At 67.9% G+C, this 12,862-nt stretch carries 9 protein-coding genes; 4 read left to right on the top strand and 5 right to left on the bottom strand.

Annotated elements, in window-relative coordinates; genetic code table 11:
- From ACFWEG_RS16635 to ACFWEG_RS16620, 4 genes are all read right to left on the bottom strand, one after another.
- Positions 1 to 588 carry a hypothetical protein gene (locus ACFWEG_RS16635; protein WP_387215307.1) on the bottom strand — a complete coding sequence of 196 codons (588 nt, stop codon included), beginning with the start codon at positions 586 to 588 and terminating at the stop codon, positions 1 to 3.
- A gap of 96 nt (positions 589 to 684) precedes the next feature.
- Positions 685 to 2,121 (bottom strand): PIN-like domain-containing protein, encoded by a 1,437-nt coding sequence (locus ACFWEG_RS16630; RefSeq protein ID WP_387215304.1) that lies wholly within the window; start codon positions 2,119 to 2,121, stop codon positions 685 to 687.
- Positions 2,122 to 2,401: 280 nt separating this feature from the next.
- The gene (locus ACFWEG_RS16625; RefSeq protein ID WP_387215301.1) at positions 2,402 to 5,380 is read right to left on the bottom strand and encodes a Z1 domain-containing protein; all 2,979 of its coding nucleotides are present in this window, start codon (positions 5,378 to 5,380) and stop codon (positions 2,402 to 2,404) included.
- 88 nt (positions 5,381 to 5,468) lie between these two features.
- Positions 5,469 to 7,010, bottom strand: coding sequence for an ATP-binding protein (locus ACFWEG_RS16620; protein WP_387215298.1), 1,542 nt, complete (start codon positions 7,008 to 7,010; stop codon positions 5,469 to 5,471).
- A 1,044-nt stretch (positions 7,011 to 8,054) separates the two neighbouring features.
- Between ACFWEG_RS16620 and ACFWEG_RS16615 the strand changes: the two genes are divergently transcribed.
- From ACFWEG_RS16615 to ACFWEG_RS16600, 4 genes are all read left to right on the top strand, one after another.
- A complete protein-coding gene (locus ACFWEG_RS16615; RefSeq protein ID WP_387215295.1) occupies positions 8,055 to 8,600 on the top strand; it encodes a hypothetical protein in 546 nt (181 codons plus the stop codon).
- Between the two features lie 3 nt (positions 8,601 to 8,603).
- The gene (locus ACFWEG_RS16610) at positions 8,604 to 9,713 is read left to right on the top strand and encodes an MAB_1171c family putative transporter (protein WP_387215292.1); all 1,110 of its coding nucleotides are present in this window, start codon (positions 8,604 to 8,606) and stop codon (positions 9,711 to 9,713) included.
- Between the two features lie 23 nt (positions 9,714 to 9,736).
- Positions 9,737 to 10,897, top strand: a complete 1,161-nt coding sequence (locus tag ACFWEG_RS16605; protein WP_387215289.1) for an amidohydrolase family protein — start codon at positions 9,737 to 9,739, stop codon at positions 10,895 to 10,897.
- Positions 10,898 to 11,211: 314 nt separating this feature from the next.
- The gene (locus ACFWEG_RS16600) at positions 11,212 to 11,574 is read left to right on the top strand and encodes a DUF6221 family protein (protein WP_387215286.1); all 363 of its coding nucleotides are present in this window, start codon (positions 11,212 to 11,214) and stop codon (positions 11,572 to 11,574) included.
- Positions 11,575 to 11,703: 129 nt separating this feature from the next.
- Here the strand turns inward: ACFWEG_RS16600 and ACFWEG_RS16595 are convergent, their stop codons facing one another.
- Positions 11,704 to 12,600 (bottom strand): helix-turn-helix domain-containing protein, encoded by an 897-nt coding sequence (locus tag ACFWEG_RS16595; RefSeq protein ID WP_387215283.1) that lies wholly within the window; start codon positions 12,598 to 12,600, stop codon positions 11,704 to 11,706.
- Between the last annotated feature and the right edge of the window lie 262 nt (positions 12,601 to 12,862).

The raw sequence follows: 12,862 nt of genomic DNA, 5'->3' as shown, positions 1-12,862 counted from the left end.
TCACGCGTCGAGAGCAGCGATCAGCTTCTTCTGCTCGGCCTCAGGCAGGGATGCCTTCTTGATCGCCTTGGCAACGAGGGACGGCATCAGGGCGGGATCGAGATCCAGCGACGCCAGCAGGTAGCCGCCGACTCCGTCGCGCTTCACCGAATCGATGCGGAGACCGAGCTCCCGCAGTTCGCGGATGCGCCGCTCAGTGTGGACGTCATCCGCATTGATGGCGCGCAGGACCGCCGCATCGACCGGCTTACCCAGGTGCTCGCGCAGGAGCCCGAACAGGTCCTGGCAGGCGACGGAGTCGTACGGGACGGCCAAGTACCTCTCGGGGATCCGGTCGCCGAAGCGCTCCTGCAGAGCCCCGCCGACGCGCGAACGCAGCTCGTCAAAGGCAGGGCGGGACGGCGGCAGGGTGGCGCGGAGCAGTTCCTGCATCGAGCGGGCCATGGCCTTCTTCGCAAACAGATAGGCGCTGAAGACCGCCTCGGCGGACTCATCAGCCGCTCCGAGCAGAGTCGCCAGCTCGTCCACGGCGAACTTGGTATCGGGCTTGTGGAGCTTCCAGGCGGCGTACGCTTCCTCGTTCTCCATGGCTCCTCTTCAGCGCACTGCTCCGCAGCAGGGCGCGGGTGGCTAGGTGGGATGCAAACGGGGCCGTTCCGGGCGGCCCTTCGGCGGTAGCCCGGCCTATTCAGAGGCCGACCGATTCGCTTCGGCCTGCTGCGCGGCAAGGCTTCGGAGGACCGGGTGGTCGTGCTTCGGCAGCTCGTTCAGGAGCCGGATGAACCAGGCCGCGATCCAGCAGGAATCACGGTGGACCCAGTCCCCTGGCTTGAACACGGTCGCAGGTTCCCACGAGCCCCGCGGGGGCTCATCACTTCGGACAGCGGCAGCGATATCGATCTTGAACTCAGCCGTGGAAGCCTCCCGCCGCTCCAGCTGGGCGGTGACACCGATGATCCACCACTGGAAGATGCGGAACGATGGCGCAGCCGACTCCAGTACAGTCCGCGTCCCCATCGTGGTCAGCCCGACAGAAATGCCGGCTTGGGTAGCGAGGCCGCGAGGCGGCGCCAGATGAGCCGCGCTGTGCACGGTGACAAGGCTGGTCCCCTCGTCCTCGTCGGCGGGGAGATCTTGGGCTGACGAGACCCGCTCGATCTCTTCGTACGTAGTCGCGTCCAGATCGGTGTGGAGGAACTGCTTGATACCGGCGTAGAAGAGGGAGGGGGTCTCGATACGGAGTTCCGCACCGGCCCGCGTGCGCACTTCATCGAAGAGCCTGGGCCAGGGCCGCTGGGTGCCCCCGGCGCCCTTCCTGGTCTCGTACCAGTCCTCCTTCGTGTCGTTGGAGACGAAGAGGATGCGGGATCCGGCTGGAAGGCTCTGTGCGTGCTCGACGACTTCCTCCCAGAGAAGGAAGTCACCTGCGGCCTTCACGGGAGTGTCCTTGCCGAAGTCCCGGTAGCCCGGGGGGATCTCGTTGGGGAAGCGGAAGCCGACGGCCTCCTCGATCCGCGCCCGCAGTACGGAGTCGTCCGGCTGAGCACCGATGCGGTCGCCGTACATGCGGGCCACGCGAAGGAGGACGGGGTCATCGGCCTCAGCGAGGTTCGCCGGCAGCCCGTGCTGCGACTTGAGCCCGTCGAGGTGCTTCTTGAGCAGGGCGCGGTTCTCCTGCAGCAGGGCGCTCACGGATGAGTCGCTGATGAGCAGCGTCAACTCCTCGCCGGCGTCGAGCGGCGCTCCGTACTTCACCAGCTGGTTGATCACGACGTTGCGTGCTGCGATGACTGATGCCACGGCTTGCGTCAGGTGGCGGTTGACGTCCTTGGCCGCGCCGGTGAGAGCGGCCTTGCGGGACTCCAAGGTGCTCCGCCGCCCGCGTACGAACTCCAGGCCCACCTGATGCGGCATCCAGAGCCGGTCTGATACAGCCTCCAGCGCCGTGAACACGTCTTCGCGAGCCGTCTCGGTGTACTCGTACAGGCTGAGGAGGATGTTCGTGTCGAGGACGACGAGCCCGTTGGTGAAGAACTGCTCCCGAGCAGCGTCCTCCGCCGAAGGCGCAGGCTCGAGCCAGGACTTGAAGCGCTGGATCAACGGGGGTTCACTCGGATCCACTTGCCCTCCTTGGAGCTCGCCGCCACCTTTTCGGAGGATCATGCTGTCATGAGATCGATCCTGGTGACGACGGGTACGGGCAACCTGCGAGTAGGCAGTGGAGCTCGAACGGTCCCGTTCATCGGCTCTACCAGTCCTCGAGGATGACCGACCGATCCTGCTTGAGCGGCAGCGCCTCCGCGGTTGCGGAAGGGGACGCATGCCGGGCTCCAGGCCCGGCATGCTCCCGTTCGCTGGGCGCATCCCGCCGCGTCAGAGGAATTGAGCATGCTGCGCTGGCCTACTCCACGTCCACGACCACCGCATCCTGGTGCCGCGAGTCCTTCGCCTGGAAGCGGACGAGGCGGCGGGTGGAGTCGGCTGCGCTCTTCGGAGCGAAGAGCGTGAAGGCCATGACCACCTTGGACGAGTCGACCGACCCGTCCGCGGACACAGCGGCGCGGACGGCGTCAGAGGTAGATGCTTCAACGACCGGGTAGAGGAGGACGACCCCGGTACGGGGGCCGACCTCGACGGCGGAGGCAGATGCCCGCCCGGGCGCCGCGGCATTGTCGACCAGCGCCTGGGCGGCCTCGCGGTGCTCAACACCAGCGATGCGGCCGAAGGAGTCCTTGCCCTGCTGGCGGCTTCGCCGGACCAGGCTGAAGGTGCCTTGCGCTCCGGGGAAATGCGCTTCGACGCGGTTGCGGTCGGAGAGCTGCGGCGTGATCAGCACCCAGTCGTCGACCTTGGCGAGGGTGCCGTCGAGGTTCGCGAGGTAGCGCAGGTGAGGGGCGAACTTGCCGGGCTGCTCCCATTCCAAGGCGGTGAGGACACTGAGGAGTTCGGAGTGGGAGACGACCGCCGTACGGGCGGTGAACTGCCTGCCGGAGGCGGTGTCGAACGGTGCCGGTTCGGTGCCGAAGCGGCGCAGCAGGGGCAGCCACCGCCCGGTGTTGCGTCGCAGGGCGTCCCGGGAGCGGGGGTAGACCGCGGGTTCGACGGGTCGTCCGGGCGAGCGGATCTCAACCAGTTCGGCGTTGAACCGCTTGTTGCGGGCGGTCGGCGGGACCCAGTCGAGGTGCTGCATGACCAGAGGCGGGACCTGGCTGGGTACGACCTGGGGTCGGCCGTCGACCAGTTCGGCGTACTGGGCGAGTTGCTGGCGGAAGGACTCCTCGTCCCGGCAGATCGCTTCGAAGGCCTCGTAGAGGTCGGCGGCCTCGGCCCCTGTGCCGTCCTTTTCGCCCCGGGCGATGTAGAGGCGGACGAGGTCCTGGTAACCCGGGCGGAACCCGAACCAGCGGCCCATCTGCATCAGGGTGTCGGCCTGGAGCGTGGTGCGCCGGTAGTACGTGACGGTAAGCCCTTCGACGGTGAAACCGCGGGAGAGCTTCGTACCGCCGACCAGGATCTTCCAGACGTTGGGGGTGCGGTCGAAGTCGAGGTCGAGTTGGTCGAAGTAGCGGTCGGAGTCGCCGTTGACGACGATGACCGGGCTGCCTCCCTTCATGGCGAGGCTACGGGCCTGGTACACGTACGGCTTGAGTTCGTCGTATGCAGCCGGGCTGGGCAGGTCCGGGGCCCGCACAGCGCTGACCCTGGCGAAGTCCTTGGCCCAAAGCGCGGCAAGTCGCTCGTGGCCGGCGGTCGAGCTGTAGCCGGCCCGGTGCCACATCGCCGTGATGCGCTCGGCGAGCTCGGCGTGGTCCTCCTTCCGGACGGACTCGTGGACGAGCATCGTGTGGTGGCGGAACTTCTTCTCCGGCACTCCCCTGTCGATGCGGTACCGCTTGAGGGCGCCAGTCAGGAGGAACGAGTCCATGGCCTCCTGGAGCATGTCCTCCGCGTCGTCCTCGTAGACGTCGCGGACGTGAGCCTTCTGCTGGGAGTCCGCGATCGTCCTCTCGCTGAAGGGGACGGGTGAGTCGATGTCGTGGAAGTCCTGGACCCCCATGTACCCGTCGGGACGGGGAAGCGAGATGAGGAAGTCGCTGGGGAAGATGTCCCCTCCGTCGCCGGGGTCGACGAAGACGTTGGCGAACGGCGTGGCCGTGTAGCCGACGTACTGGGCACGCGGGAGGAGCCCGAGGAGCTGCGAGATCAGGTTGTTGATGGCAGTGCGCTCGGTGCGGCCTTGCGACCACTTCTTCGGGTTGGAGGTGTTGACGGACGCCTGGTCGGACTCGTCGTCGATGATGAGCACCGGCAGTTCGCCGAGGATCCCCCTGACCTGCTTCAGGTCCTTGACCAGCTTGGTGAGGACCGCCTTGTTCTTCTTTACGACCATGAGCCGGGCGGCAGAGCGGTGCAGGTTGGCTGCATCGTAGAGGGGCTGGGAGGGGTCGTGTTTGTGGCCTTCCAAGGCGCTGATGCCGCCGGCCAGGCCTGTGTAGTCGGTACTGCGGCCGGTGAGCCGCTCGATGTCGAAGCCCCCGATGTCACGCGGGCGTCCGCCGTGCCGGACGAAGTCGTCCCAATCCCCGTCGTCGCCGATGTAGTCGATGTCGACAAGGGTGTCCGGGTCGGCAGGGTCGGCACCGCGCAGGATGTTCTCCTGGCCGACGAGCTCCATGTCGAGGCGGCGCTGGGTCTGGGAGCGGAGCAGGTTGAGGGTGCCGCCGAGGACGATGACGAGGCGGTAGCCGGCATCGAGGGCTTTGGCGGCGACGCCGGTGAAGTTCGCGGTCTTGCCCGACTGGACGTAGCCGACGACAAGCCCTTTGGACTGCTTGGCGGCTTGCTGCTCAGGGTCCGTGAGCCGTTCCACGACGGTGCGGCACGATTCGTCGAGGCCGGCGACGGCGGTGTCGGACCAGCCGTTGGAACGCAGCTTGCCCGCGTACGACTTCCAGTAGAAGGACCGGGCGGCGGCGCGCTGCGGCGTGTACCACGGAGTGAAGTCGTCCCGGCTGATGACGGTGGGGGCGGGCGCGGTGAGGACGGGGACGGCTGCGTCCAGGGCCTTCCGGGCAGTGTCACCGAAGGCCAGACGGCCGTAGGCGGCGGCTCGACGCTCGGGGGTGCGCGGGGCAGTGTCCGGGGACCAGCTGGGCGATTCGGCGAAGTCCCAGCTGGTGAGGGCCTTGGACCAGATCGCGGTCAGCGGTCCGGACGCTGCGGCGTCGGCGGCGAGGACCGCGGCGAACGTGTCCTCGCCGAGGTCGGCGTCGGGGTAGTCCTCATCGGCGGCGAGAGCCGCCCACTTGGCGAAGTGGCGCGGGCCGGACTCCATGGGCGCGAGTGCGGTGGTGTGAATGTCGAGCAGGTAGTCGGTCACGGAGTCTCCCGGGAGGGACGGGCCCTTCTGACGGTTCAACCAGTAGTGGGCCTGAGAGGCGGGGGCGAAGGGTCTGGGGGGGGGAGCTCTACTGGCCCAAGCGCTTGCGGCGGTCGCGCTGGGCATGCACGGAGCTCAGGATGATCGCATTCCAGTAGTCGATGCGGTCCTGCCGCTTTCGCTCCCATCGGCCCAGCCCGAAGCAGTCCTGCAGCAGGAGGTACAGCAGCGTCTTGGTGACGGGCGCGTCGTTGGAGCCTCCGCGCCGACCGTCGTTGAAGTCCTCGCGGTACTCCTTGTTGAGCAGGACGGTGTTGTCCTCGCGGTCGAGGTCGAAGAACTTGTCGCCGGGGAGCGAGGCCCATTCCATCCGGATGGGCTCCTCGCCCCCCTTGGCCTGAAGCTCCTGGCCGACGGTCCGCTTGACCTTGGGGTCGAAGCCCCTGCCGGGGTGGATCACCTTGGGCCGCTCCACGACCGACCGCGAAGCGGCGGTCCGGTAGGCGTCCTCGGCGTCGGCGAGGAAGGAGCGGAACGGGTTCCCGGCCTCGTCCTCTGCAGTGGTCACTCCGACAGTGAAGGCGGCCGCGACCTGGACGCCTTCCTTCTTGACGTCGAGGCTGAAGACCTGGTCCGAACCGTCGGGCAGGTCGATGGCGACGCGGGCGAGGGAGAGCTTGTTGTCCGCGGTGCGCACGCCGTTCCAGCCTCCGGCCTGGACAAGCCGGTCGTGCCGGTAGAAGTAGAAGCCCTGGCGCTCGTTGACCGGACCGGTGCTGAAGCCGGGCGCCTTGGACTTGGCCGGCCAGACGTGGGCTTCGAGCGCGACGGGACCGACGCCTTCGATCTGGGCGGTGAACTTCCGCGGGTAGCCGGGCTTTCCCGGAACCTTGTACCCGAATGGGTCGAGCGGCTCGACTGCAGTGTGGTCGACCTCGTCGCCCGTCTCGATGTCCCAGACCGCGATGTCGAGGTTGATGCCGCGGCTGAGGAAGCGGTGCAGGTACAGGCCGAGGTGGACTTCGAGCTGGGCTATCGCCTCGGAGAGGTGGGCATCGGCCTGCCCCAGGGCAACAGTCTCGAACTCCCGCACCCGGTCCCAGCGGACGATGGTCCCGTGCCACTCGATCATGCCGTCGTAGAGGTCGATCTGGCTCTGCGCGAACCCGGGCGCGACGGTGTCGCAGCGAAACGCGTCCTCGATGCCTTCCGCAGTGAGCTTGCGGCCGGCTGGCTGGCTCTTCTTGGTGCGGCTGATCACCGTAAGCGAGGACGCGTTGGACAGGGAGGCCGCTTTGAGGCCTGTGCCGTACATGCCGAGCGCACTGGTCCCGTAGTCACGGCGCCGACCGACAGTCATGGCCTGGTCGAGGCCGACCCCGTCCATGCCCTGCCCGTTGTCCACGACGAGGAGCGAGAGGATGCGGTCGGCGGTGCGCAGGAAGTGCACCACGATCTTGTCCGCGCCCGCATCGATCGAGTTGTCTACGAGGTCGGCGACGGCATTCTTGAAGCCGTACCCCTGGTTCGCCAGAGCCTTGCCGTAGCCGGCGTCCGGCGGAAGGTGCGTACTGCCGTCAACGGGCACCTCGTCGGACCAGTTCGAGGCAGGAGACGGCGAGTGGGACATGCTGATGTACTTCCTCCGTGCACAGGACGGGTCCTGTGGGGGGATAAGGACGGCCCGTCAGTCGCAAGTCATGGTTGCGGGAGCCGCTCCGGGCCAGTGGCAACTGGCCGAGACAGGACCAGGCTTCTAGTTGGGGGTCTCAGCCCTGCATTACTGGGATGAAAAGGACAGCCGAGCCAGATACCAAGCCTTCGGAAATGCTACCGCGGAAGCAGGCTACATGCCGTCTGGCCTGCGGGTACCCCGTTCCACCTGCAAGGCAGCGCGGAGCGTGTCCTTCGCTACAGCAGTTCGACCACGACCACGCTCGACTCCGAGTCCCCTGCGAAAGCGTCTTCGAGCGACTCACGTGCGAGCGCGCTGCGACGAAGCCGCTTGCAGCCCATGCCTTCTACGCCCAGTACACCGTCGAGCGGAACCGCAACGAGCACCCGCATAACTTTGCATGTGTGAAATATTTACGTCATCGAGCAGCGTCTCGAAGTTGCAAATATCTCAGATTGATAACGGAAGCGAGCGGTCGGCCGCGTGGCGCGGCAGCGCTCCTCGCGAAGCAAGGCGAGGGCCCTGGCGGGCACTTGAAAAACCGTTTTAAGGCTGCGTTTCCTACTCTTCACCCTCCTCACCCCTACTCAGCCACAGCGGTCAAGCCTCTCGAGCCGCACGCCACCCGAGCCGTCGCGTACTGTCCGGAGAGGCTCTTGGGAGAGCAGCAGAGATGGCCTACTCGAACTGACTCTGCGTTCGCATCTGTGATGCTCTGTGCTCGAAGTGGGCATCTGGAGCGTCGCCCAGCACCTGTCGGGATCTGCGAGCGCAGGTTGAAGTGGGGTTGTCACGGAGGCCTGTCGCAGCCCGGGGAGCCAAGGAACACCTGTCCAGGGCCCGCTGCCGGTCCTGGGGAACCATCGCCTGCCTGTTTGGAGGAATCGCTCAGTGTGGTCTGAGAAGAAGGGTCAGGAAGGCAGGGAGTCAACGACTCCCGTGCGAGACGGAGCGGACCGCGGACGCTTCAGGCGTCGGCGTCCGGCGGGGAGTCGAACCGTGGAGCGCGACCTGCACCGTCTGATCCGCCGCGAGCTCGACGAGCTCGGGATCGCTCCGCCGATCGACGTCGACGAGCTGTGCCAGGCACTCAGCCGGCGGCGCCGGCGCCCGCTCTACCTGCGGGAGACGTCGCTGCCGAAGCCGGGGCCGTCGGGGATGTGGATCGAGTACGACGAGTACGACGTGATCCTCTTCCAGCGGGAGACGACCCGCCTCCACCAGGACCACATCAAGCTGCACGAGGTCGGGCACATCCTCCTGGCGGAGAAGGAGGACGCCGCGAACGAGGCCATGGGAGCCGCCGACGAGACCGCCGTCTTCGTCGAGGGCTGGGCCGCCATGCTGCCGGTCTTCGACCCCAAGACGATCAAGCGCGTGTCCCGCCGATGCACGTACGAGAACGGTGAGGAGTGCTCCGTCGAGCTGGCCGCGACGATCATTCTGGAGCGGTCGTCTCTGCTCGAGACCGCCGCTCCGCTGTCGGACGATCCCTCGCTCCGGCGTGTCGAGTCGGCGCTCGGCGACCGACGCGGGTGGCTGTAACCCATGGGGCTTCTGCTCCTCGGGCTCGTGGCCGCCGTCGTCTGGAAGCTGTACAAGCTCAGACGCTCGCCCCGTGACGCGCCCCTGCGGTCCGTCACCCTCTGCCTGGTCTGCGCCACGCTGTCCTACCCCGTGGCGATGCCCGGCGGGGCCTCCGGCGTCGACACCGTCGCCGGCCACGGAACCGCAAAGCTGATCCAGAACGTCCTGCTGCTCCTGACGGTGTACTTCCTGATGTGCTTCTACCTGTACTCGGCCGACGAGGAAGCGGCTCGCGACCGGGCGCGCAAGGAGGCCGTCGTCGTGGCGGGCTTCGTCACGGCGATCACCGCGGCCGCGGTGACGGTGCCGCACGAGGTGTTCGCCGGCAGCTTCAGTACGGCCGACATGACGATCCCGCAGATCGCCTTCTTCTACCTCGCGGCCGGGCTCTACCTGATGTACGCGCTCGGTTGGGCGTGCCGGTGGACGTGCCGCTACGCACGGAGGTCCCGGCGTCCGCACTCCACCGGTCTCTGGCTGGCCGCTTTCGGCCTGGGCTCGATGGCGGCGGCGTGCGCGATCCGCGCCGCCATCGTCGCGGTCCGGTGGACCGACGGGCATGTGCCGGAACCGCTCATGAACACGGTCGCCCTCGGCCTCGTGGCATCGATCCTGCTCTTCGTGGCGGGCGTCACGTACTCCGGTGCCAGGTCCCGGATCACCGCCTCGCGCCTCTGGCTCCAGCACCGGCGCGACTACCGGCGGCTCGACCCGCTGTGGAAGCTGCTGGCGGGGACGTTCCCGGAGAACGTGCTGCGGCCGGCGTCCCCGACCGCGGCGGACCGCTGGCGTGCCCGCGGTGTGCACCGGCGCTACCACCGCCGCATCGTGGAGTGCCGGGACGGACTGGTGGACATCAGCCCGCACCTCGTCGATGAGAACGACGGCACGGTCCTCGACATCGGCGCGAAGGAGCTGGCCGCCCGGCTCCGCAGAGCCTCGGTGCGCGTCGGTCAAGGCGTTTCCGCGCCTCGCCGCGTCGTCCCGCTCGCCATGGCCTCGGGGAGCGACCGGCAGTCCGACGTGAGACAACTGATCGCGGTGTCCGAAGCACTGCGAGACACCGCATGACCTGCGATGACCAAGGAGACGAAATGCTGATCACCGGTCGCCGAGTGCTCGTCGACTCCGGTACGTACCTGGAGAACGGCGCCGTCCTCGTCAAGGGCGAGTCCATTAAGGCCGTCGGCCCGCGGGACCAGATCGAAGCCCAGGCCGGCATGGACGTGCCGCGCTACGAGTTCGACGGGACCATCCTGCCGGGCCTCATCGACGCGCACGTCCACCTGGCCTTCGACGGCAGCCCCGATCCCGTGGCCAAGCTCCAGGACTCGACGGATGAGACGCTGTTCGGGGACATGCGGCGCCGAGCGGAACAGCTGCTGAACAGCGGCGTCACGACGGCCCGCGACCTCGGCGACCGGGACGGGCTGGCGTTCCGCCTGAGCCGTGAGATCGCGGAGGGGCGTGTTCGGGGCCCGAGGATCGTGGCCGCGGGCACCCCCGCCACCACCGTCGGCGGGCACTGCCACTTCCTCGGCGGCGAGGTTTCCGGCGAAGCGGAGATCCGCGGGCTCGTCCGCCGGAACCTCGCGGATGGGGCCGGGGTCATCAAGGCCATGGTCACCGGCGGCGGGCTGACGAAGGGCGGCCCCAAGAGCCACCAGTCGCAGTTTACCGCCGAGGAACTGGCCGCCCTCGTGGAGGAGGCCCACGCCGCAGGCGTCCCCGTCGCGGCTCACGCCCACGGAGCCGACGGCATCGCGGCGGCCGTAGAGGCGGGCGTCGACACGATCGAGCACTGCACCTGGATGACGGACGGCGGCCTCGACTTCCGCCCGGACGTCGTGAAGCAGATCATCGACAAGGGCATCACCGTCTGCCCGGCGGTCAGCCCGCACTGGCAGATGCTCCCCCGCATCTTCGGCGAGGAGCGCGCCGCGGCGATGTTCGACCTGGTGCGGCAGATGTCGGACGCGGGCGTGCGCCTTGTGGCCGGCACGGACGCGGGCGTGCAGCGCGCCGACTTCGACGGCCTGGTCCCGGCGCTCTCCTTCTACGCCCACCTGGGCCTGCCGAACGCGTCGATCCTCGACATGGCGACGTCCGAGGCGGCTGCGGCACTGAACCTGGGCTCCGTGACCGGCCGGATCGCTTCCGGCTACCGCGCGGACCTACTGCTGGTCGACGGCGACCCGCTGGCGGACCTCGGTGCGCTGAAGAATGTTCGGGCCGTCTTCGCCTGCGGCATGTGAGGCGAATCCGAGACACCGACCGAGTGAGTGCGGCCTTCCAACGCCTCGTCTCAGAGACTTCCGGTCAGCAGGAACGGGGCATCCCAGCCTGCATCGCTGGTGCGCACGGGAGATGCCGCGTCGGTCGACCTTGCAGCGGTTCGTGATCATCGTGATCGAATCGGCCAAACACGTACGGGTGTCACATACCACGCGCGGCTGCGTCTCCCGGGAGATCCACTGAAAGTGCTCATGGGCTGATTGGTCCTCCGGATGATGGCCCTCACGACGAAAATCAGGGGGCAACAGCGATGAGAGCGGACAACTTCGCGGCCATGAAGAACTTCCTCAGGGCCCGTCTTGACGAGGACGAAGCCATGGCTCGCGCGCTCAAGCCCGGCAAGAATCAGAGCCAGGCGAAGTTGCAGGCTCGGGTCCTCGCCGATGTCGAGGCGAAGCGCCGGATCATGGACTGGGTGGAAGAGATGCCGCGGCTGGTAGAGGGAAACGAGGGAGGCGTCTTCTGGAAGAGGGCGGCCGTGGAAGTGTGGGCCGGACTCTCGCAGGACTTCCGTAGCCCACCGATCCGCGCGCTCGTCGCTGCGTACGACGGCCACCGTGACTTCCACCCCGAGTGGCGATTGGCTGAGGATGAGTACGAGCTACGCGAGGACACTCCCGTAGCTCACAACGTGTAGTCGGCGGCCAACTCGCTTGTGACCGGAAGCCCGTGACGCTGAGGAGCGCCACGGGCCTCCGTCATCCAGCGATCGTGGTTCGACTTTGCTCCTCAGCTCCTGCGACAGAGCAGCGTCATGAGCGGTACGTCACCTGTCCGCGCCGGGCTCGGTCTTCTTCTGAAAGTCCGTTGCGAGCTCGTTGAGGAGGGAGAGGACGTCGGGCGGGAGGCCTTCCACGCCGAGGCCGCGGGCGCGGACGCGGCCGATCTTGCCGCTCTTGGCCGCGGACAGCAGGTGGAGCCCTTCGTAGACCTGTCGGGCGACGGCGTCGTCGGGCTCGAAGTACAGGCGCGTCACACCGAAGAAGTGGGCGAGCCCCTCAAGGACGATCGGGGCAGGAGCTCCCGCATCACCGGCGCCGGTGCGCAGGGTCTCGATCTTCTCCGCTGTGGTGACCCCCGAGCCCGCGTGCGCGTTCACGGCTTCCGCGATCTCCATGTCCGTCGGGCGGGCCCCCGCCGGGTAGGAACCCTCCAGGAGGAAGGTGATCTTCTCGGCCAGCGATCGGGGCGGCTCTTCGGTCGCGACATCGGTGGGGGCGTCGCCCTCCACCTCCTCGCCGCGCGCCTTGGCCATCGATCGCTCCTGGGCCCGCCGCACCTCGTCGGCCGAGACGCCGTACGCCTCGGCCAGGTCGGGAAGGTACCTGTCCTTCAGGCGCCGGACGCCGTTCTCCGCGCCGGCGACCGGACCGGCGCTCTTGGTGCCGATGACCGCCGCCATCTCGTAGCGGTAGAGGCCGGCGTCGCAGCGCAGGTCAGTGAGGTCGGGTAGGCCGTCGCGGGGGAAGAGGTCGTCCAGCGGCTTCTTGAGCACCGCGGCCAGCGCGGACAGCTTCTCCTGGTCCGGGGCGCTGGAGCCCAGCTCCCACCCCGCCACCGTCGAGTCCGCCGCACCGAGGGCTGACGCCACCTCGGACTGCGAGATCTCGGCAGCTCGACGTACCGCGCGTACGCGGGCTCGATCGAAGCGGCGGGCTGGCATCAGACCTCATTTTTCAGAGAACCGAGGAAACCTCGGAGCGTTGACTTTTTGCAGAAACCTCGATAGCTTCAGCTTAGTGAAAAACGAGGGCGTTCGCACCCCTCGACCTTCACCCGGCAAGCCATCCCCAACGGGAGGAACGGTGTGGGGGTGGGGCCCCCCCGGGGCGGGGGGGGCCACCCCCCCCCCCCACGGGGGCGCCGGTACGAGCCCCGAGCCCCCCCCCCCCACCAACAGACGCGGCGGCGCGAGGGGGGCGGCC

Origin of the sequence: Streptomyces sp. NPDC060194 (assembly GCF_042728285.1) — a bacterium.
GTDB lineage: Bacteria > Actinomycetota > Actinomycetes > Streptomycetales > Streptomycetaceae > Streptomyces.
The sequence above is the reverse complement of the archived record's forward strand: the minus strand, read 5'-3'. Positions and strand labels throughout refer to the sequence as shown.

What these genes read in the sequence shown, in the direction of transcription:
- ACFWEG_RS16635 (WP_387215307.1), bottom strand. Translation starts at nt 588, where the DNA reads ATGGAGAACGAGGAAGCGTACGCCGCCTGGAAGCTCCACAAGCCCGAT.
- ACFWEG_RS16620 (WP_387215298.1), bottom strand. Translation starts at nt 7,010, where the DNA reads ATGTCCCACTCGCCGTCTCCTGCCTCGAACTGGTCCGACGAGGTGCCC.
- ACFWEG_RS16610 (WP_387215292.1), top strand. Translation starts at nt 8,604, where the DNA reads ATGGGGCTTCTGCTCCTCGGGCTCGTGGCCGCCGTCGTCTGGAAGCTG.
- ACFWEG_RS16605 (WP_387215289.1), top strand. Translation starts at nt 9,737, where the DNA reads ATGCTGATCACCGGTCGCCGAGTGCTCGTCGACTCCGGTACGTACCTG.
- ACFWEG_RS16600 (WP_387215286.1), top strand. Translation starts at nt 11,212, where the DNA reads ATGAAGAACTTCCTCAGGGCCCGTCTTGACGAGGACGAAGCCATGGCT.
- ACFWEG_RS16595 (WP_387215283.1), bottom strand. Translation starts at nt 12,600, where the DNA reads ATGCCAGCCCGCCGCTTCGATCGAGCCCGCGTACGCGCGGTACGTCGA.